An 18,475-nucleotide genomic window follows, 5' to 3' on the forward strand; every position below is an offset into this window, starting at 1 on the left:
GTCAGCGGAAGGTCAGCGGGTCAGCAGCACCACACCGTGCGGGCCGTGACGCGGCTCTGCGCTGCCTCAGCGGGAGCTGCGAAGCCGGCCAGGGCGGCGAGAGCGACGACGCAGACGACGATGCGGGGGGCCTTGCGGTTCATGTGGTCTCCAAATGGTGTGCCGGGTGGGGTTCGCAGGCGACCCGAGCGTCCGCGAACGAAATTTTCGCAAAACAGGTGCCGAGTGTGGCGATGTTGGGCAAACTTAGGCAAGTCCCATGGCAAATCCATTGCCTGGACGCACCTCGCGACACCCCCTCGCGAGGCCCGCACCGGCCCCCACCCGGTTGCACCGGACCCCCCGTCCCCCACGGGGGGTCCTCGCACGTCCGGCCTCGGGGGCGCACGCGTCCGCCCCGCCGCCTCGGCGTCGGTCCGACCGCCGCCTCAGTGCGAGCGGCACGCAGACGCTGGTGCCCTCGCCTGGAGTTCTCTCCAACGACACCACGCCGCCGTGCGCCTCGACGATCCTGCGCACGATGGTGAGGCCAAGCCCTGTGCCCGGCACTGCAGCCGGCGCGCGTTCTCGCCGAGGTGGAGCCTGCGACGTACAGCCCGAGATCCCGCGGTGGGACCCGGGCGACGGGCACGTCCGAGGCGTGGAGGACAGAGGAAAATGAGAGGAACGCTCCGCGCTCGGGGCACGGAGCGTCCTCCGGTGGTCTGGACCACTGGTGCGATCAGGCGCTCACGAGCACCTGGACCTCCGCGACGGAGCCCGTCGCGGCCACCACGCGGGTGTCGACGGGCTGCGCCTTGGGCGCCAGGGTCCGCAGCGTCCACTCGCCGTCGCCGGCGAAGAAGCGGAAGTGCCCGGTGGCCGAGGTGGGGACCTCGGCGGTGAACTCGCCGCTGCGGTCGAGCAGGCGCACGTAGGCGTTGGCGACCGGCTCGTCGCCGCTGCGCAGCACCTGTCCCTGGATCACGGCCTCCTTGGCGACGTTGACGCCGTCGAGGGAGAGCCCGCCCTGCTTCGCTCCGCACATGTCAGGCCTCCCCGGGCTCGTCGCCGAGGGCGACCGGCACGCCGACCAGCGAGCCGTACTCGGTCCACGAGCCGTCGTAGTTCTTGACGTTCTTGCGTCCGAGCAGCTCGGTCAGCACGAACCACGTCAGCGAGGAGCGCTCACCGATGCGGCACAGGGCGATGGTGTCCTTGTCGGCGTCGAAGCCGACCTCGTCGTAGAGCGCGGCGAGCTCCTCGTCGGACTTGAAGGTGCCGTCGTCGTTGGCGTTCTTGCTCCACGGCACGTTGACCGAGGTCGGGATGTGACCGGCGCGCTGCGCCTGCTCCTGGGGCAGGTGGGCCGGGGCGAGCAGCCGGCCGGCGTACTCGTCGGGGCTGCGCACGTCGACGAGGTTCTGCGTGCCGATGGCGGCGACGACCTCGTCGCGGAATGCGCGGATCGAGGTGTCCTGCTCCGTGGCGGTGTAGGTCGTCGCGGCGCGGGTGGGCAGGTCGTCGGTCAGCTCGCGGGAGTCGAGCTCCCACTTCTTGCGGCCGCCGTCGAGGAGCTTGACGTCCTGGTGGCCGTAGAGCTTGAAGTACCAGTAGGCGTAGGCGGCGAACCAGTTGTTGTTGCCGCCGTAGAGCACGACGGTGTCGTCGTTGGAGACGCCCCGCTCGGACAGCAGCGCCTCGAACTGCTCCTTGTTGACGAAGTCGCGGCGGACCTGGTCCTGGAGGTCGGTGGTCCAGTCGAGCTTGATGGCTCCCCGGATGTGGCCCTTGTCGTAGGCGGTGGTGTCCTCGTCGACCTCGATGAGGACGACGCCGTCGGTGTCGAGGTTGTCCTCGACCCACTGGGCGGTGACGAGCGAGTTCTCGCGGCTCATTGGTGATGTGCTCCTTGTGGTGTGTACAGACGTGGGTCGGGCGTGGGGGTCAGACGGTGGATCAGACGGGAGATCAGACGGTGGCGATGAAGCGGCGGACGAGCAGGTAGACCTCGCATCCCAGGCAGAAGGCGAAGGCGGCGTTGAGCAGGGCGGCCACGAGGGCGAGCCCCACGGCGACCTGGGCGAGGACGGTGGCGCCCACCGCGAAGCCGGCCAGCCCGACGAGCGCGAACGCGAGGCCCACGGCCTGGGCGAAGCGCGGCGGCTCGGGGGCCTCCCACTCGGCGGGCGGTGCGAGGCGCGGGCGGACGAGCCGGCCGAACAGCCACGCGTACGGCGTGGCCTGGACGCCGCGCACGGCACCCACGGCGAACAGCGCCGCCTGCACGGCGAGCAGCGCGGCGGCGTACGGCGTGGGGAGCAGCAGCACGGCCGCCAGGACGACGGAGGTCAGGGCGGCGGCGAGCTGCGGGCCGCGCGGGTCGATCAGCCCGGCGGGGCGGGCGGACGCCGCACGCGGCGTCTCGGTGGTGCTGGTGGTCATGTCTCTCCTGTGGTCGGTCGGCACGGCGGGGCCGGGCGGGCCGGGGCAGGGCCCGGCACGCGGGTCCCACCGACCGAGCACGGTCCAGCGACGACGGGCTGGACGACAGGACTCAGAGGGGCGGCGGGACCGCTACGACATTCGACACAGCGCCGAGTGCACGCGGCAGTGGTCCACTGCGCGGCGCTTGGTGAGCATGGTCGAGGACATGACCACGACAGTAGGCCGTCCGGCCGGCGCCCCGCCGCTACGTCTCACGATGTGACCCACGCATCCATATCCTGAGATCAGACCCGGGCCAGCGCGGTCAGCACCTGGTCGCGCGTCGGCGCCCCGGTCGCCCGGGTGACCTCAGCACCCGACGCCTCGAGCACCACGGTGGTGGGCGTGCGCAGGATGCCGAGGGCACGGGTCGCCTCGAGGTGGTGCTCGGCGTCGATCTCCACGTGGGCCACGCCGTCCACCAGCCCGCTCACCTCGTCGAGCACCCGGCGGGTCGCGCGGCACGGGGCGCAGAACGCGCTGGAGAACTGCAACAACGTCGCGCGCTCGCCCAGCTCGCGGCCCACCGCGGTCACCAGCTCGGCGCCGACGGGGGTCTCCGTCCGGACAGCGAGGTCCCCCTCCCCCTGGTCGACCGGGCCCTCGCTGGCCGGGCCCTCGCCGGTCGGGCCCTCGGGGGTGGCCGGAGCGGGGCGCGGGGCGCGGGTCTCGCGGAACCGGCCGTCGGTGGCCAGGCGCCACAGGCCGAACCCCAGCGCCAGCACGACGGCGGCGACGACGATCCAGGCTCCGGTGCTCACAACCGCCCAACGACGGCGCTCGCCGGATTTGTTCCGGGCCCGGGGACGGGGCGAGGCCCCGGGACGGATCCCGGGGCCTCGCGTGGTGCAGGTGCTGCAGGTGCTGCTGCGTCGGATCAGCGCTTGATCTTGTACTTCTTCTTGATGTCGCCGGAGCCGACCTTGCCCTTGCCCTTCACGGTGAAGACGAGCTTGTGCTTGCCCTTGCCGAGCGGCTTCTTGAAGGTGACGACACCCGTGCCCTTCGTGACCTTGGCCTTGCCGAGCTTCTTGAGCTTGTCGTCGCCGTTCTTCTTGACGCCGACGATCGTGAAGACGGTGACCGTGGCCTTGACCTTCTTGGCCTTGAGGGGCTTGACCTTGAGGGTGATCGCCGCGGACTTCTTGGTGACCTTCGCCGTGACCTTCGGCTTGTAGCCGACCTTGGCGGTCGCCTTGGTGATCGCCTGACCCTGGGTGAACCCGGCGTCGTTGGTCACGCGGCCGGTGATCTTGTCGCCGAGGTGCTTCTTGGTGAGCTTGAGCGACGGACCGGTCGCGACCACGGTGCCCTTGACCAGCCACTCGTAGGTGAACTGGGTGCCGGCCATCGCCGTCCACACGCCCTTGTCCAGGCGGATCGTCTTGCCGACCCACGCGTCACCCGTGACGCTCGGGCGCTCGACGGCCTTGACGTCCTTGGCCAGCGCGGCCGAGATGCCGGTGAGCACCTCGCCCGGCTTGACCGTGATGGTCTTCGCCTGTCCGGCGACAGCGTCGTTCCACCACTCGGAGACGTGACGCGCGCCGCCGAACTGGGCGGTGTAGTCGCCCGGCCAGAGGTTGCGGGTCTCGTAGGAGCCGTTGGCCTGGAACTCGGCGTAGGCGCCGATGTAGTTGTCGTCGGCGTCGACGAACGCGACCCAGGGCTCCTCCGGCGCGCCACCGGCCTCGCTGGTGACGGCGCCCGCGACGCCGCCGGCGACCGGCTGCACGAAGTCGATGACCTGCGGCGCGGCCGTCACAGCGGTGGCGGTCTCGTAGCCGAACTTCTGACCGGTCCAGATGGTGCGGCGAGCGAAGTCGTTCCTCTCGCGGGCCGCCTGGCCCTCGACGACGATCTTGAACTCGGTCTCGCCGCCGACGCGGTCGAGCGTGGTGAACGCGTAGCCGCCGGAGCGGTTGGAGATCGTCCGCGCGACGACCTTGCGGTCGCGCGGGTCGGCCGGGGTGTCGTACGCGAGGACGGTGTAGCCCACGCCGAGTCCGCCGACCTGGTCGCGGACGGTGCCGCTGATGTCCACCCCGGTGGGGGCGGGCTTGGACTTCGCCGCGAGGGCGGCGTCGATGCCCGCGACCGCCTGGCCGGGGGCGACGTTCACGACGGCCGGGGTGCCGACGGGGTCGCCGTACTCGTCGAGGGCGACGTTGTCGTAGTACTCGCCGACGAACTCGTCGATCGGGTCGGAGAACTCCACCACGTGGGCACCGGTCTCGACGCCCTCGATGGTGTAGACGCCGTTGGCGTCGGTGGAGTCGCAGAAGTCCTCGACGCAGGCGCGCGCCCGGTGGAGCGGAGCTCCGGCCTCGCTGGTGACGCGGCCCGAGATCGAGCCGCCGGGGGCCAGGGTGATGGTCCCGAGCGCGGAGCCCGGGGCGACGGCGTCGGCCGAGGCGAGGTCGGACTTGTCGGAGTAGTACTCGGTGGCCAGCGACTTGTTGGTCACCGAGTCGTAGCCCGAGAAGCGCAGCTTGACGGCCTCCTCCGCCCCGATGCGGAAGGCACCGGACGAGTCGGTCATGTCGCTGGCGAGCAACGCGCCGTCATCGGCCGCGTAGGCCTCGACCCTGGCGTCGCGCACGGCACGGCCGTCGGTCGTCGCGACCGTGCCGGTCACCGTCGCGACGGAGTCGATGGTCCACGCCGGGAGCACCTGGGCGGCGCCCGCGACCGCGATGAAGTCGGCGGTCGTCAGGTCGGCCTTGTCCAGGTAGTACTCGCTCCGGTACTCGGCGTTGCCGGAGGAGGGGTAGAACTGGAGCTTGTAGAGGCCGTCCTCGAGGTTGAGGTCGAAGGCGCCACCTTGGGTGCTCACCCCGGGAAGGTAGTCGTACTCGAACGACTCGACCGTGCCGTCTCCGTCCTGGTCGGAGTAGTGGTAGATCGAGATGAAGCCGTCGACGTAGTTGCCTGCGGCGTCGACCGTGCTGCCGCTGATCGTGACGGCCGCGTGGGCAGGCGTCGCCAGTCCGATCGCGAGGCCCGCGAACGCCGTTGCGGCGGCGGTGCCACCTGCGAGAAGGCGCGCGAAAGCTCCCCCTTGAGTGCTTCTCATTGAGTTGTGTCCCCCTTGGACATCAGTCGGCACATCCGTGCCCGAAGCGCAGGCCATCCCCCGTGGAGGCCCGTCGAGAGGAAGTTCTATCGCATAATCGCCGCGCGCACTCAGCCTCCCGCAAAAGGAGGCAGCAGCTCGACCACAGCGCCGGGGCGTACGACGACCGTCTCGGGGTCCTGCGAGCGGACCGGCTGGTCGCCCACCAGCACCGAGCAGACCCCCACCGTGCGCGCCATCTGCTCGCCCGGGTGCAGCGCCAGCACGCGGGCCACCACCTCGGCCAGGCTCAGCTCGCCCGTCGTCGCCAGCACGTCCTCCGCCGTGCCCGCCGCCGCCCGGGCGCCCGCCCAGTAGCGCACGGTGATGGTCGTCTCACCACTCCGCTGCAGATCCGTCGAGGGCCCCATGCGGGCTATCCTTCCTCATCCCCGGCTGCGGCTCCGGCTCCGCCGGGCCGATCCCCCGGCGCACGAGGAGGACCCGCGATGAGCGCACTGCTGCTGCTCACGAGCGCGCTGCAGCCCTCGGCCGAGGTGCTCCCCGGGCTCGCGCTGCTTGCGCACTCGGTGCGCATCGTCCCCGCGCAGGGCAGCGCCCTGATCGACGCGCCTGACGCCGACCTCGTCCTCGTCGACGGCCGCCAGGACCTCGCCGCCGCGCGCGACCTGTGCCGGCTGATCCGCACCACCGGCTCCGACGCGCCCGTGCTGCTCGTCGTCACCGAGGGCGGCCTCGCCGTCGTCGCCCACGACTGGGGCATGGACGACGTCGTCCTGCACACCTGCGGGCCGGCCGAGCTCGACGCGCGCATCCGGCTCGCGATCGGTCGCGCCAGCGCGGCCGCGCCCGACGACCCCGCCGCCCACGTGATCCACCGCGGCGAGGTCGTCGTCGACGACGCCACCTACACCGCACGCATCGGCGGGCGCGCCCTCGACCTGACCTACAAGGAGTTCGAGCTCCTGAAGTACCTCGCCCAGCACCCCGGTCGCGTGTTCAGCCGCGAGCAGCTGCTGCAGGAGGTCTGGGGCTACGACTACTTCGGAGGCACCCGCACCGTCGACGTCCACGTGCGCCGGCTGCGTGCCAAGCTCGGCACCGAGCACGAGCACCACATCGGCACCGTGCGCAACGTCGGCTACCGCTTCGTCGTCCCGAGCCGCGAGCCCGCCCCCACCGAGACCTCACCCAGCTCGTCCTGAGTTCGTCCTGAGCTCGTCCTGGGCTCGTCCTGGGCCCGCACTAGGGTCGTCGGCATGGACGCCACCGCCGCACTGGTCGACGACATCGCCGCGGAGGCCGCCGACGCCGACGGCGCCGACCCGCTCGACGAGGCGACGCGCATCGCCCTCGCCGACGGCGCCGTCTCGGTGATCGCCGACGACGACGCCTTCGCCCTCCTGCACGCCGACGACCTCTCGCTGGTGGTGCGGCCCGCCGCCCGCCGCCGCGGGCTCGGCTCCGCGCTGCTCACCCGCGCCGAGTCGTCGTACGACGGCCCGCTGACGGCGTGGTCGCACGGCAACCACCCCGCCGCCGCCCGACTCGCCGCGCGCCACGGCTGGGAGCGGGTGCGGGACCTGTGGGTGATGCGCCGGCCCACCGCCGATCCGCTCCCGCCGCTGTCGCTGCCGGACGGCGTGGAGATCCGGTCCTACCGCGGCACCGACGCCGCCGACGTCGTCGCGGTCAACGCCGCCGCCTTCGCCCACCACCCCGAGCAGGGGGCGATGGACGCCGACAACCTCGCCCGCCGGATGGCCGAGCCGTGGTTCGACCCGGCCGGGCTGCTCGTCGCCGAGGACGCGTCGGGGATGCTCGGCTTCCACTGGACCAAGCAGCACGACGCCCGCCTCGGCGAGGTCTACGTGGTCGGGGTCGCACCGGCCGCGCAGGGCCGCGGTCTCGGCCGGGCCCTCACCCTGGCCGGGCTGCACCACCTCGCCGGCGCCGGGGTCGAGGAGGTGCTGCTCTACGTCGAGTCCGACAACGCCCCCGCCGTCGCGCTCTACTCCCGCCTCGGGTTCGGCCACGCCGAGGCCGACACCCACGTGCAGTACCGCCGCGGCTGACCTCCCGGGCGCGCGCGCTCGCGGGGTCAGGTATCTAGGGACGGCTTGGTTGCAGAATCGGCCTTCCGGCAACCATTCCGTCCCTAACTACCCCGGCTCCGGGCGCCTGGCGTCAGCGGAGGGGGCGGACGTGCAGGCCGACCTCGGGGTCGACGACGACCTCCTGGGCGGCCGGCATCTCGTCGACCGTCAGCGTGGCGTCGACCGGGACGTTGCGCTTGACGAGCGCGAGCGCGATCGGGCCGAGCTCGTGGTGGCGGGCGCTCGAGCCGACGAAGCCGACGTCGCGGCCGTCGTAGGACACCGCGGACCCGGCGGGGGGCAGCCTGTTCTCCGAGCCGTCGAGGTGGAGCAGCACCAGCCGGCGGGGCGGGCGGCCGAGCGTGTGCACCCGCGCGACGGTCTCCTGGCCGCGGTAGCAGCCCTTGTCGAGGTGCACGGCCGACCCGATCCAGCCGACCTCGTTGGGGATCGTGCGGTGGTCGGTGTCGAGGCCGAACCTCGGCTCGCCGCGCTCGATGCGCAGCGCCTCGAAGGCCCAGAGCCCGCAGGCGGGCCCGGCGGCCTCGGCGTACGCCTCCAGTCGGTCGCGGGGCACGAGGTCGTAGCGACCACCCGGTCGTGACGGGCCCTCGCCCGGGCGCCACATCACGGCGAGGTCGTCGACGAGCGAGACCTCGACGCGGGTCATGAACTTCATCCGCTCGAGCCACTCGACCAGGGCCGCGCCCGCGCCCGGCTCGGTGTGGGCGACGAACGCCTCACCGTCGTCGACGCCGGTGAACGCGTGCTCGACGTGGCCCTGCGGGCTCAGCACCAGGGCCTGCGTCCAGACCCCGGGAGCCAGCCCCTCGAAGAACTGCGTGGTCAGGTTGTGCAGCCACGACAGCCGGTCGGGGCCGGCGATGCGTACGACGTCGCGGTGCGAGAGGTCGACGAAGCCGTCACCGCGCGCGAGGCTGCGCTGCTCGGTGTTGAAGGAGCCGTAGTGGGCGGCCACGGGGGCGTCGATCCCGTCGCCCGCGACGGCTCCGGGCAGGGAGAGGAGCGGGGACTGCATGCCACGAGCCTACGCGGCGACCACCGTCGGCCCCAGCGGCGCCGTGGCGGGCGACGCGTCCGGGCGCAGCCGGGCTTCAGTCTCCGGGGGACTCGGCGGCAGCGGCGGAGCAGTCGGCGCAGGTGCCGAAGATCGCGAGGTGCCCGACGTCGACGGAGAAGCCGTCCTCCCCGAGCGCCGCGACCAGCGGCTGGACGATGCCGGGGTCGTAGGAGCGCACGGAGTGACAGCCGCGGCACACCACGTGGACGTGCTCGTGCTCGCCGGTGGAGTGGTAGGTCGGCGCGCGGTCGCTCAGGTGCGTGTGGCGCACCAGGCCGAGCTCCTCGAGCACCTCCAGCGTGCGGTAGACGGTCGAGGCGTTGACGGAGCGGACCTGTCCGCGCACGTGGGCCAGCACCTCGTCGGGCGTGGCGTGGCGCAGCTCCTCGACGGCGTGCAGGATCAGCTCGCGCTGCGGGGTCAGGCGCAGGCCCTGCTCCCGCAGCCTGGTGGCCAGGTCGTCGCTCATCGGAGGCGCTCAGGCCCTCTTCAGCCGTGCCCAGATGTGCGGCTGGAGCTCCTGGCCGACGGCCGCCATGTCGTAGGCGTAGAGCAGGTCGCCCTCGACGTTGCCGTACATCCGGGAGCCGGCCGTGACCTCCTTGGCGGTCTCGGTGAAGGACACGCCGGCGGTGTGCATCTCGAGCTTGCCGCCCTCGGCCGCGCCGTACCAGATCTCGGCGAAGCCGGTGTTGTGCGCGAGCAGCAGCTCGATCCTGCCGGGCTCGGGGCAGCGCAGGAAGCCCGTCTCCATCGCTGCGTCGCGGACGAACTCGCCCTTCTCGTCGACGATCCACGAGCGCGACATGTAGTGGAAGAACGGGCGGCCGTCGTGGGTGAAGATCAGCTCCTGGCCGAACTGGAACGGCTCGATCGTGGGGTAGTCGCCGTGGCCGTTGCCGTGCCACGTGCCGAGCAGCCACGCGACGGGGCCGCAGTTGGGATGCAGGTTGTCCGGCAGCTCGAAGGGCATGGGTTCACTCTAGTGTGGGCGCATGCCTCGCCCACTGGTCGTCAAGGTCACCTGCGGTGCCGAGGACGCCGAGCGGCTCAACCAGGGCTTCACCGTCTCCGCGGCCGCCGCGGCGTCCGGCGCCGACGTCTCGCTCTGGCTGACCGGGGACGCCGCCTGGTTCGGCGTGCCGGGCCGCGCCGAGGAGTTCGAGCTCGACCTCGCCACGCCCCTCGACCAGCTGATGGCCGCCGTCCTCACCAGCGGCACGATCACCGTCTGCTCGCAGTGCGCCGCCCGCCGGGGGATCGTCGCCGCCGACCTCCGCGAGGGGGTCACGATCGCGGGCGCGGCCGTGTTCGCCGAGCAGGTCCTCGGCGACGGCGTCCAGGCCCTCGTCTACTGAGGCGAGCGTCATCCGTCGTTCACCTTCCGGTGCGACACTGGGCGACATGTCCGACCCGGCCACCCTGACCAGCGCCGTCTCCCCCTCGGTGGAGGAGGGACCGGTCGCGGAGCCGTTCGGGCACCCCAGCGACACCTTCGACGTCGAGCCGCCCTACCGCCCCGACGCGGAGGCGATCCAGGCCGTGGAGAAGTTCGACGACCGGTTCATCGACCGCGAGATCTCCTGGGTGCGCTTCAACCAGCGCGTCCTCGAGCTCGCCGAGGACCCGGGCCTGCCGCTGCTCGAGCGGGCCCGCTTCCTCGCGATCTTCGCCAGCAACCTCGACGAGTTCTTCATGGTCCGCGTCGCCGGCCTCAAGCGTCGCATCGCCGCCGGCGTGGCCGTCCGGGCCGCCAGTGGGCTGATGCCGCGCGAGCAGCTCGAGCGGCTGTGGGCCGAGAGCCGCCGGCTGATGGAGCGCCACGCCCGCGCGCTCGGCGACCTCCTGCCCGAGCTCGGCGCGCAGGGCATCGAGATCCTGCGTTGGTCCGAGCTCGACCGCGACGAGCAGAAGGTCTGCAAGAAGCTCTTCAAGGACCGGATCTTCCCCGTCCTCACCCCCCTCGCCGTCGACCCGGCCCACCCGTTCCCCTACATCTCCGGGCTGTCGCTCAACCTCGCGGTCGTCGTTCGCCACCCCGAGACCCGCACCGAGCACTTCGCGCGCGTCAAGGTGCCGCCGACCTTCGGGCGCTTCGTCGGGCTCGGCAACCAGCGCTTCGTGCCGATCGAGGACGTCATCGGCGAGCACCTCAAGAAGCTGTTCCCCGGCATGGACGTGCTGGGCTCGCACACCTTCCGGGTCACCCGCAACGAGGACCTCGAGGTCGAGGAGGACGACGCCGAGAACCTCCTCAAGGCGCTGGAGAAGGAGCTGCAGCGTCGTCGCTTCGGCCCGCCCGTGCGCCTCGAGGTCGAGGAGTCGATGGACCCCAAGGTGCTCGACCTGCTCGTCTCCGAGCTCGGGGTCGGCCGCGCCGAGGTGGTCTCGCTGCCCGGCCCCCTCGACCTCACCGGGCTCCACTCCATCGCCGACCTGCCCCGCGACGACCTCAAGTACGCCGCGTTCCTGCCCACGACCCACCCGAGCCTGGCCGAGGTCGAGTCGTCCTCCCCCGTCGACGTGTTCGGCGCGGTCTCGCGCCGCGACGTGCTGCTGCACCACCCCTACGACTCCTTCGCCACGTCGGTGCAGCGCTTCCTCGAGCAGGCGGCCGCCGACCCGCACGTGCTGGCGATCAAGCAGACGCTCTACCGCACCTCCGGCGACAGCCCGATCATCGAGGCGCTCATCGACGCCGCCGAGGCGGGCAAGCAGGTGCTGGTGGTCGTCGAGATCAAGGCGCGCTTCGACGAGCAGGCCAACATCCGCTGGGCGCGCAAGCTCGAGCAGGCCGGCTGCCACGTCGTCTACGGCCTCGTCGGCCTCAAGACCCACTGCAAGCTGTCCATGGTCGTGCGCGACGAGCCCGAGGGGATCCGGCGCTACGTCCACCTCGGCACCGGCAACTACAACCCCAAGACCGCCCGCCTCTACGAGGACCTCGGCCTGCTGACCGCCGACCCCGAGATCGGCGAGGACGTCGCGCTGCTGTTCAACAACCTGTCGGGCATCAGCCGCAACCGCACCTACGACCACCTGCTCGTGGCTCCCCACAGCATGCGCGACGGCCTGATCGCCCAGATCCACCAGGAGATCGCCCACCACCAGGCCGGCCGGCCCGCCGGCATCCGGCTCAAGGCCAACTCGGTGGTCGACGAGGCCGTGATCGACGCGCTCTACCTCGCCTCGCAGGCAGGCGTACGCGTCGAGATGCTCATCCGCGGCATCTGCGCCCTGCGCCCGGGCGTGCCCGGCCTGTCCGAGACGGTGCGCGTGCGCTCGATCCTGGGCCGCTTCCTCGAGCACAGCCGCGTCTTCTGGTTCGACAACGGCGGCGAGCCCGCGGCCTGGATCGGGTCGGCCGACATGATGCACCGCAACCTCGACCGTCGCGTGGAGGTGCTTGTACGCCTCGGCGACCCGCAGGTCGTCGAGGAGATCCGGAGCCTGCTCGACCTCGCCCTCGACCCCGACACGACCGCCTGGGAGCTCGGGTCCGAGGGCGACTGGGTGCTCCACCGCGGACGACGCCACCTGCAGGACGAGCTGATCGCGCGCCAGCGCGCCCGGCGCCGCTGAGCGCCGCGTCACACCGGCCCCCAGACGGCGGCCCGAGGTTGCGTTCTCGAGCCGATGACCCCCTAGCATGAACCACGGTTCATCCGCCCCCCGTTCGGAGTTCACCGTGCGTCTGAAGTTCCGCCCTGTCGACAGCTCGTTCTACGACCTCTTCAGCGAAGCCGCCAACCACCTCGTCGTCGGATCCCAGCTCCTCAGCGAGATGCTGTCGGTCGGCAGCTCGAAGGCCGAGATCGCCCAGCGCATGCGCGAGGCCGAGCACGCCGCCGACGAGACGACCCACTCCATCATCCGGCGGGTCAACAGCACGTTCGTCACGCCGTTCGACCGCGAGGACATCTACTCCCTCGCCTCGGCGCTCGACGACGTGATGGACATGATGGACGAGGCCGTCGACCTGGTCCTGCTCTACGAGGTCACCTCCCTGCCGCCGGAGACCACGCAGCAGGTCGAGGTGCTGCAGCGCTGCGCCGAGCTCACGGCCGCCGCGATGCCGCAGCTGGAGTCGATGGGCTCGCTCGACGAGTACTGGATCGAGATCAACCGTCTCGAGAACACCGGTGACAAGTCCTACCGCCGGATCCTGGCCAACCTGTTCAGCGGCGACTTCGAGGCCCTCGAGGTCCTCAAGCTGAAGGACATCGTGGAGTCCCTCGAGGGGGCGATCGACGCGTTCGAGAAGGTCGCCAACATCGTGGAGCAGATCGCCGTCAAGGAGTCCTGACCCTGATGGAGATCGGGATCATCATCGCGGTCGTCGTCGTTGCCCTGGTGTTCGACTACACCAACGGCTTCCACGACGCGGCCAACGCGATCGCGACGTCCGTCTCGACGGGCGCCCTCAAGCCGCGTGTGGCCCTCGCCATGGCGGCGGTCATGAACTTCGTCGGAGCGTTCCTGGGCCAGAAGGTCGCCCACACGGTGTCCGACACGATCGATCCGGGGCCTGGCAGCCACGGCCTGGTGATCGTGATGTGCGGCCTGCTCGGCGCCATCACCTGGAACCTGGTCACCTGGTACTACGGCCTGCCGTCGTCGTCCTCGCACGCGCTCATCGGCGGCCTCGTCGGCGCCGCCGTCGCGGCCGGCGCGACCGCCAACTGGGCGGTCGTGATCGAGAAGGTCGTCATCCCGATGTTCCTCTCGCCGCTCGTCGCCTTCACCCTGGGCTTCGCGCTGATGATCGGCATCATGTGGGCCTTCCGCAACGCCAACCCCGGGCGTGCCAACCGCGGCTTCAAGGTCGCGCAGACCGTCTCCGCCGCCGCCATGGCGCTCGGCCACGGCCTGCAGGACGCCCAGAAGACGATGGGCGTGATCTTCCTGGCGCTGCTCACCGGCGGCTACGTCGCCGAGTCCGACGGCCTGCCGCTCTGGGTGATCTTCGCCGCGGCCGGCGCGATCTCCCTCGGCACCTGGTCCGGCGGCTGGCGCATCATGCGCACGCTCGGACGCCGCATCATCCACCTCGACCCGCCCCGCGGCTTCGCCGCCGAGTCGGTCGCGGCGTCGGTGCTCTACACGACGTCCTACGTCTTCGAGGCCCCGATCTCGACCACCCACACCATCACCTCCGCGGTCATGGGCGTCGGCGCCACCAAGCGCCTGTCCGCCGTCCGCTGGGGCGTGGCCAAGTCGATCCTCACCGCCTGGGTGCTGACCTTCCCGGCCGCCGCCCTTGCCGCCGCGATCTGCTACTGGGTGGCGCACCTCTTCCTCCCCTGAGCGTCGCCCCCCCGCGCGTCCCCAGCCCCGGCCCCGTCCCTCGCTCGGGTATCTAGGGACGACTTGGTAGGGAAACCGGCGGTGGACCAACCAGATCGTCCCTAGATACCCGACCCCGCGGGCGCCACCGCATGTCCCGACCTCACGCCGCGCGCCGATAGCGCAGCAACCGTCGGCGGGCGGGGTCCGACAGCGCACGTCGCTGGGCGACGGTCGAGGTCGGCACCCACCAACGGGGCGGCTCGGACATCCACTGCCGCATGTCTGCCGGACGACGTTCGGCTCGGGCGTACGCCTCGCGCGGCCGGGCGACGAAGGCGCGGCGATCGCCCACGTCGCCGGCCATCATGACCACGCCCTCGAGCCCCAGCCTCCGATAGGCGGCCTCCTTCGCGACATCAGCGTGCCGCACCTCGCCGGCCAGGTGCAGCGCGCCGTCATACATCCCGTAGACGCCGGCGACGGGGTCCAGCAGGTCGGGAGTGCCGACGAATCGGCCGCCCAGGTCGAACACAGCGCAGTTCGGCCGCGGTCGTGGGGCGCCCGAGCGGATCCACGCCAGGCGCATGACCGGCTCCATGGGGGACCACGAGTTCTCCTCCAGCAGCGGCAGCACGTCGCGGACGCGTTGCACGCCCCGCCGGATCCAGAGGGCCGACTCGGTGAAGTCGGACAGCTCGGCGACGGACACCAGGTCGTCGTACGCCGCCATCTCGAAGGCCACGATCGCCGCCTCGTCCGTGGCCGCCCTGCGCATCTCGAAGGCCACGCTCCAGCACGGGCTCGTCACCCTCACCCCGCGCGTACGCCGGATCTCACCCGGCGGCACGAGCTCCTGGCTGACCCGCAGCTGCTCCGTCGGCCGCAGGGTGTGCCGGGTGCCGAGCGCGAGAGTGACCGGCAGCGGCGTGGCCCGCGAGTCCGTCCCGGAGAACCACCTGCCGCCGCACCAGCGCAACGACGCCCAACCCGTCACGCCACCGTGGGCGGGGAGGCGAGCCGCCGCCTCGACGATCCGCTGGTCCACTGAGGCGGGCACCTCGGCCGGCATCCAGTTGCCGCCACCGGTGCTGCGGAAGGCGCCCGACCTGGTCTGCCACTGCGTGGGGCCGTCGCTGTCGGTGCGGCGTCGCGGCCACACGAGTCCTGGCGGAAGGCCTTCGCGCGGCCCCAGTCCGCGAAGGGGCCGAGCACCCTCTCCCCACCCGTCGACCTCCATGACTCGAGGCTCGCGTCCCCACGACGGCGAGGTCGCCGGTCGTCCCCAGCCGCGCGCCACCGTCGTTCAGGATCGAGGATGTGGACGGTTGGTGGCCACCGGGCTGCCGCCCCCGCCCCCTCCCCCTCCGGGTATCTAGGGACGACCTGGTCGGTCGAACCCCCGAACGCCCAACCAGGTCGTCCCTAGATACCCGGCGGTGGGGTGGGCGACCCCGGCCCGCGGGCCTCAGCCGAAGCGGCCGGAGATGTAGGCCTCGGTGGACTCGTTGTCCGGGTTGGCGAACATCTTCGGCGTGGCATTGAACTCCACGAGGTGGCCCGGCTTCCCGGCCGCCTTGAGGTTGAAGAACCCGGTCTCGTCGGAGACCCGGGCCGCCTGTTGCATGTTGTGGGTGACGATCACGATCGTGTAGTCCGCCTTGAGCTGGTGGATCAGGTCCTCGATGGCGGCGGTCGAGATCGGGTCGAGGGCCGAGCAGGGCTCGTCCATCAGCAGCACCTGCGGCTCGACGGCGATCGCGCGCGCGATGCACAGGCGCTGCTGCTGGCCGCCGGACAGCCCCATGCCGGGCTTGTCGAGGCGGTCCTTGACCTCGTTCCACAGGTTGGCGCCCTTGAGGGAGCGCTCCACGACGTCGTCGGCCTCGGCCTTCTTCATCCGCTTGGCGTTGAGGCGGTTGCCGGCGAGCACGTTCTCGTAGATCGACATCGTCGGGAACGGGTTCGGCCGCTGGAAGACCATCCCGATCTGGCGGCGTACGGCCACCGGGTCGACCGCGCTGTCGTAGAGGGACTGCCCGTCGACGGTCACCTTGCCCTCCACGCGCGCACCGGGGATGACCTCGTGCATCCGGTTGAGCGAGCGCAGCACCGTGGACTTGCCGCACCCGGACGGGCCGATGAAGGCGGTCACCGAGCGCGCCTTGATGTGCATGTTGACGCCCTCGACAGCGAGGAAGTCGCCGTAGTAGATGTCGAGGTCGGAGACGTCGATGCTCTTGGCCATGGTGGGGGGACTCCTTGGGGACTGACGGCGGGGGCTGCGGGGGTTGCAGGGGGGGCGAGCGGCTCAGCGGCCGGTCTTGGGGGCGAACGCCTTGCCGACGACCCTCGCGAGGAGGTTGAGCGACATGACGATGAGGATGAGGAACAAGGCGGCGCCCCAGACGCGGTCGGTCCAGATCTCGCCGTACTTGAAGTGCGTCGTCTGGCCGAGCGACTGGAAGATGAAGACCGGCAGGGTCTGCACCGCGCCGTCGAAGGGGTTCCAGTTGGCGACCCGCGCCGTGCCCAGGATCAGCAGCAGCGGCGCCGTCTCGCCCGCGACGCGGGCGATCGCCAGCGTCACGCCGGTGACGATGCCGGCGACGGCGGTCGGCAGCACGACCTTGACGATGGTGCGCCACCGCGGCACGCCCAGCGCGTACGACGCCTCGCGCAGGTCGTCGGGCACGAGCTTGAGCATCTCCTCGACCGAGCGGATGACCGTCGGCAGCATGAGCAGCGCGAGCGCGATCGACCCGCCGATGCCCAGACGGGGCAGCGGGTCGCCGGTGACGACGATGAACAGCGCGACCGCGAAGAGGCCCGCCACGATCGAGGGGATGCCGGTCATCACGTCGACGAGGAACGTGATGACCTTGGCCAACCGGTTGCCCTGGCCGTACTCCACCAGGTAGATCGCGGTGAACAGGCCGATCGGGATGGCGATGACCGCGGCGATGCCGGTCACCAGGATCGTGCCCATGATCGCGTGGTAGATGCCGCCGCCGACGCCGAGCAGGGCCCGGCCGCTCATGTCGTCGTTGAGGAACTGCGGCGTCAGCACGGGCGCGCCGCGCGACACCACCGTCCACATCAGGCTGACGAGCGGTGCCATGGCCAGCACGAACGCCGTCCACATGAACGTGCGCAGCAGCGTGTCGGTCGCCTTGCGCGGCCCCTCGATGGCGCGCGTCCAGCCGTAGAGCGAGGCGGTGTAGGCCAGCCACGCGACCAGCACGCCGCCGATCGGTCCGAGGCCCAGCAGCAGCGCCAGCGCCCCCAGCGCGAGCGAGCACACGCCGACGAGGACCGGGGCGACGCGGGGCAGCGTGCTGCCGGTGAGCGGCTCCAGCCGGTCGACGGCGTGCCCGCCGGCACAGCCCGTGTCGAGGCCCGTGTCGAGGCCCTTGCCGGGGCCCTTGCCGGGGCCCTTGTCGGGGCCGTCGTCGAGGTCGGTCATCAGGCTCATCCCTTCACCTGCCCGCGCGTGGCGACCCAGCGGCCGAGGAAGTTGACGGCGAACGTCAGGACGAAGAGGGCCAGGCCGGCGAAGATCAGCACGTTGATCTTGAGGCCGGCGGCGTTCGCGTAGTTGTTGGCGATGCTCGCCGCGATGGTGTTGGAGTTGGCCGAGGAGATGACGTCGAAGCTGATGATCGCTCCGGTGGCCGAGAGCACCATCGCCACGGCCATCGTCTCGCCGAGCGCGCGACCCAGGCCGAGGAGCAGCGCGGCGACGATGCCCGACCGGGCGTAGGGCAGCACGGCGAGCCGGATCATCTCCCAGCGGGTCGCGCCGAGAGCGAGGGCGGCCTCCTCGTGCATCGTCGGCGTCTGCGCGAAGATCTCGCGCAGGATCGCGGTGACGATCGGCAGCGCCATCAGCGCCAGCACGATCGAGGCGGTGAGCAGGGTCCGCCCGGAGCTCGACACCGGCCCCCCGAACAGCGGGATCCAGCCGAACCAGTCGTTGAGCCAGTCGTAGACGGGAACCAGGCGCGGCGCCAGCACCGCGATTCCCCACAGGCCGAAGACCACGGACGGCACCGCGGCCAGCAGGTCGACGAGGTAGCCGACCGGCTTGGCCAGCCGACGGGGCGCGTAGTGCGAGATCACCAGCGCGAGCCCGATGGCCAGCGGCGTCACGATGACCATGGCGAGCGCGGCCGAGAAGACGGTGCCGAAGAGCAGCGGGCCGACGTACGCCCAGATGCTCGGCTTGCCGTAGGCCTGCTCGCCGGACGCGTCGAGCGCCGGCAGCCCCTGGAGCACCAGGAAGACGGCGACGCCGGCCAGCAGGCCGACGACGAGCAGGGCCGCCCCGAGCGCGGTGCGGCTGAAGACCGCGTCCCCCACGCGGGTCGTCCGGGCGCGTTCCCCCGAGTCGGGGACGGGCTCCTGGATCACGGTGGTCACTGGTGTTCCTCCCGGGTGACGACGTGTCGGAAGGGGCCGGGCCTCGTG

The 18,475-nt window shown here is 71.5% G+C and carries 21 protein-coding genes; 6 read left to right on the forward strand and 15 right to left on the reverse strand.

Translation table 11 applies throughout. From position 1 onward, the window contains the following. Positions 1-20 precede the first annotated feature (20 nt). From AC4H2S_RS00735 to AC4H2S_RS00770, 8 genes are all read right to left on the reverse strand, one after another. The gene (locus AC4H2S_RS00735; RefSeq protein WP_491495044.1) at positions 21-143 is read right to left on the reverse strand and encodes a hypothetical protein; all 123 of its coding nucleotides are present in this window, start codon (positions 141-143) and stop codon (positions 21-23) included. A gap of 103 nt (positions 144-246) precedes the next feature. After that, positions 247-549 (reverse strand): ATP-binding protein, encoded by a 303-nt coding sequence (locus AC4H2S_RS00740; RefSeq protein WP_491495045.1) that lies wholly within the window; start codon positions 547-549, stop codon positions 247-249. 172 nt (positions 550-721) lie between these two features. Beyond that, on the reverse strand, positions 722-1,027 hold the full coding sequence (locus tag AC4H2S_RS00745) for a DUF1416 domain-containing protein (protein ID WP_491495046.1): 306 nt from the start codon (positions 1,025-1,027) through the stop codon (positions 722-724). A gap of 1 nt (position 1,028) precedes the next feature. Beyond that, positions 1,029-1,877: a sulfurtransferase gene (locus AC4H2S_RS00750; protein ID WP_186339262.1), complete on the reverse strand. Its 849-nt coding sequence runs from the start codon at positions 1,875-1,877 to the stop codon at positions 1,029-1,031. Between the two features lie 73 nt (positions 1,878-1,950). Further along, positions 1,951-2,424, reverse strand: a complete 474-nt coding sequence (locus tag AC4H2S_RS00755; RefSeq protein ID WP_491495047.1) for a DUF4395 domain-containing protein — start codon at positions 2,422-2,424, stop codon at positions 1,951-1,953. 287 nt (positions 2,425-2,711) lie between these two features. Further along, positions 2,712-3,227, reverse strand: a complete 516-nt coding sequence (locus tag AC4H2S_RS00760; protein WP_491495048.1) for a thioredoxin family protein — start codon at positions 3,225-3,227, stop codon at positions 2,712-2,714. 116 nt (positions 3,228-3,343) lie between these two features. Next, positions 3,344-5,542: a carboxypeptidase-like regulatory domain-containing protein gene (locus AC4H2S_RS00765; protein WP_491495049.1), complete on the reverse strand. Its 2,199-nt coding sequence runs from the start codon at positions 5,540-5,542 to the stop codon at positions 3,344-3,346. A 110-nt stretch (positions 5,543-5,652) separates the two neighbouring features. Next, on the reverse strand, positions 5,653-5,952 hold the full coding sequence (locus AC4H2S_RS00770; RefSeq protein ID WP_491495050.1) for a MoaD/ThiS family protein: 300 nt from the start codon (positions 5,950-5,952) through the stop codon (positions 5,653-5,655). 78 nt (positions 5,953-6,030) lie between these two features. Here AC4H2S_RS00770 and AC4H2S_RS00775 point away from each other — a divergent pair, with 78 nt between their 5' ends. Then, complete coding sequence (locus AC4H2S_RS00775; protein ID WP_491495051.1) at positions 6,031-6,747, forward strand: winged helix-turn-helix transcriptional regulator; 717 nt, start codon at positions 6,031-6,033, stop codon at positions 6,745-6,747. Between the two features lie 54 nt (positions 6,748-6,801). Continuing rightward, the gene (mshD, locus tag AC4H2S_RS00780; protein WP_491495052.1) at positions 6,802-7,617 is read left to right on the forward strand and encodes a mycothiol synthase; all 816 of its coding nucleotides are present in this window, start codon (positions 6,802-6,804) and stop codon (positions 7,615-7,617) included. 112 nt (positions 7,618-7,729) lie between these two features. On the opposite strand, the gene ygfZ is transcribed toward mshD, so the two are convergent. From ygfZ to AC4H2S_RS00795, 3 genes are all read right to left on the reverse strand, one after another. Then, positions 7,730-8,677, reverse strand: coding sequence for a CAF17-like 4Fe-4S cluster assembly/insertion protein YgfZ (gene ygfZ / locus AC4H2S_RS00785; protein WP_491495053.1), 948 nt, complete (start codon positions 8,675-8,677; stop codon positions 7,730-7,732). A gap of 76 nt (positions 8,678-8,753) precedes the next feature. Beyond that, positions 8,754-9,188: a Fur family transcriptional regulator gene (locus AC4H2S_RS00790; RefSeq protein WP_491495054.1), complete on the reverse strand. Its 435-nt coding sequence runs from the start codon at positions 9,186-9,188 to the stop codon at positions 8,754-8,756. A 9-nt stretch (positions 9,189-9,197) separates the two neighbouring features. After that, the gene (locus tag AC4H2S_RS00795; protein ID WP_491495055.1) at positions 9,198-9,692 is read right to left on the reverse strand and encodes a heme-binding beta-barrel domain-containing protein; all 495 of its coding nucleotides are present in this window, start codon (positions 9,690-9,692) and stop codon (positions 9,198-9,200) included. 22 nt (positions 9,693-9,714) lie between these two features. On the opposite strand from AC4H2S_RS00795, the gene AC4H2S_RS00800 reads away from it, so the two are divergent. The 4 genes from AC4H2S_RS00800 (at position 9,715) to AC4H2S_RS00815 (ending at position 14,026) form a co-directional block, all read left to right on the forward strand. Then, positions 9,715-10,077, forward strand: a complete 363-nt coding sequence (locus AC4H2S_RS00800) for a DsrE family protein (RefSeq protein WP_491495056.1) — start codon at positions 9,715-9,717, stop codon at positions 10,075-10,077. 46 nt (positions 10,078-10,123) lie between these two features. Then, positions 10,124-12,301: an RNA degradosome polyphosphate kinase gene (locus AC4H2S_RS00805; RefSeq protein WP_491495057.1), complete on the forward strand. Its 2,178-nt coding sequence runs from the start codon at positions 10,124-10,126 to the stop codon at positions 12,299-12,301. A gap of 106 nt (positions 12,302-12,407) precedes the next feature. After that, positions 12,408-13,025 (forward strand): DUF47 domain-containing protein, encoded by a 618-nt coding sequence (locus AC4H2S_RS00810; RefSeq protein ID WP_491495058.1) that lies wholly within the window; start codon positions 12,408-12,410, stop codon positions 13,023-13,025. Positions 13,026-13,030: 5 nt separating this feature from the next. Beyond that, positions 13,031-14,026, forward strand: a complete 996-nt coding sequence (locus AC4H2S_RS00815; RefSeq protein WP_491495059.1) for an inorganic phosphate transporter — start codon at positions 13,031-13,033, stop codon at positions 14,024-14,026. Between the two features lie 142 nt (positions 14,027-14,168). Here the strand turns inward: AC4H2S_RS00815 and AC4H2S_RS00820 are convergent, their stop codons facing one another. The 4 genes from AC4H2S_RS00820 to pstC form a co-directional block, all read right to left on the reverse strand. Then, positions 14,169-15,167, reverse strand: a complete 999-nt coding sequence (locus AC4H2S_RS00820; RefSeq protein ID WP_491495060.1) for a hypothetical protein — start codon at positions 15,165-15,167, stop codon at positions 14,169-14,171. 306 nt (positions 15,168-15,473) lie between these two features. Beyond that, the gene (gene pstB / locus AC4H2S_RS00825) at positions 15,474-16,253 is read right to left on the reverse strand and encodes a phosphate ABC transporter ATP-binding protein PstB (RefSeq protein WP_491495061.1); all 780 of its coding nucleotides are present in this window, start codon (positions 16,251-16,253) and stop codon (positions 15,474-15,476) included. 63 nt (positions 16,254-16,316) lie between these two features. Beyond that, positions 16,317-17,480 (reverse strand): phosphate ABC transporter permease PstA, encoded by a 1,164-nt coding sequence (pstA, locus tag AC4H2S_RS00830; RefSeq protein ID WP_491495062.1) that lies wholly within the window; start codon positions 17,478-17,480, stop codon positions 16,317-16,319. Continuing rightward, on the reverse strand, positions 17,477-18,427 hold the full coding sequence (pstC, locus tag AC4H2S_RS00835; protein ID WP_491495063.1) for a phosphate ABC transporter permease subunit PstC: 951 nt from the start codon (positions 18,425-18,427) through the stop codon (positions 17,477-17,479). Before pstC ends, pstA begins: the two co-directional genes overlap by 4 nt. Positions 18,428-18,475 lie beyond the last annotated feature (48 nt).

The organism is Nocardioides sp. Z13_37, assembly GCF_058355585.1.

Excerpts from the sequence above, each read along its gene's own strand:
- AC4H2S_RS00735 (WP_491495044.1), bottom strand. The coding sequence starts at position 143 with ATGAACCGCAAGGCCCCCCGCATCGTCGTCTGCGTCGTCGCTCTCGCC.
- pstA (WP_491495062.1), bottom strand. The coding sequence starts at position 17,480 with ATGAGCCTGATGACCGACCTCGACGACGGCCCCGACAAGGGCCCCGGC.
- AC4H2S_RS00770 (WP_491495050.1), bottom strand. The coding sequence starts at position 5,952 with ATGGGGCCCTCGACGGATCTGCAGCGGAGTGGTGAGACGACCATCACC.
- AC4H2S_RS00790 (WP_491495054.1), bottom strand. The coding sequence starts at position 9,188 with ATGAGCGACGACCTGGCCACCAGGCTGCGGGAGCAGGGCCTGCGCCTG.
- AC4H2S_RS00765 (WP_491495049.1), bottom strand. The coding sequence starts at position 5,542 with ATGAGAAGCACTCAAGGGGGAGCTTTCGCGCGCCTTCTCGCAGGTGGC.
- AC4H2S_RS00815 (WP_491495059.1), top strand. The coding sequence starts at position 13,031 with ATGGAGATCGGGATCATCATCGCGGTCGTCGTCGTTGCCCTGGTGTTC.
- AC4H2S_RS00805 (WP_491495057.1), top strand. The coding sequence starts at position 10,124 with ATGTCCGACCCGGCCACCCTGACCAGCGCCGTCTCCCCCTCGGTGGAG.
- ygfZ (WP_491495053.1), bottom strand. The coding sequence starts at position 8,677 with ATGCAGTCCCCGCTCCTCTCCCTGCCCGGAGCCGTCGCGGGCGACGGG.
- AC4H2S_RS00795 (WP_491495055.1), bottom strand. The coding sequence starts at position 9,692 with ATGCCCTTCGAGCTGCCGGACAACCTGCATCCCAACTGCGGCCCCGTC.
- AC4H2S_RS00755 (WP_491495047.1), bottom strand. The coding sequence starts at position 2,424 with ATGACCACCAGCACCACCGAGACGCCGCGTGCGGCGTCCGCCCGCCCC.
- AC4H2S_RS00745 (WP_491495046.1), bottom strand. The coding sequence starts at position 1,027 with ATGTGCGGAGCGAAGCAGGGCGGGCTCTCCCTCGACGGCGTCAACGTC.
- AC4H2S_RS00775 (WP_491495051.1), top strand. The coding sequence starts at position 6,031 with ATGAGCGCACTGCTGCTGCTCACGAGCGCGCTGCAGCCCTCGGCCGAG.
- pstB (WP_491495061.1), bottom strand. The coding sequence starts at position 16,253 with ATGGCCAAGAGCATCGACGTCTCCGACCTCGACATCTACTACGGCGAC.
- AC4H2S_RS00800 (WP_491495056.1), top strand. The coding sequence starts at position 9,715 with ATGCCTCGCCCACTGGTCGTCAAGGTCACCTGCGGTGCCGAGGACGCC.
- AC4H2S_RS00750 (WP_186339262.1), bottom strand. The coding sequence starts at position 1,877 with ATGAGCCGCGAGAACTCGCTCGTCACCGCCCAGTGGGTCGAGGACAAC.
- mshD (WP_491495052.1), top strand. The coding sequence starts at position 6,802 with ATGGACGCCACCGCCGCACTGGTCGACGACATCGCCGCGGAGGCCGCC.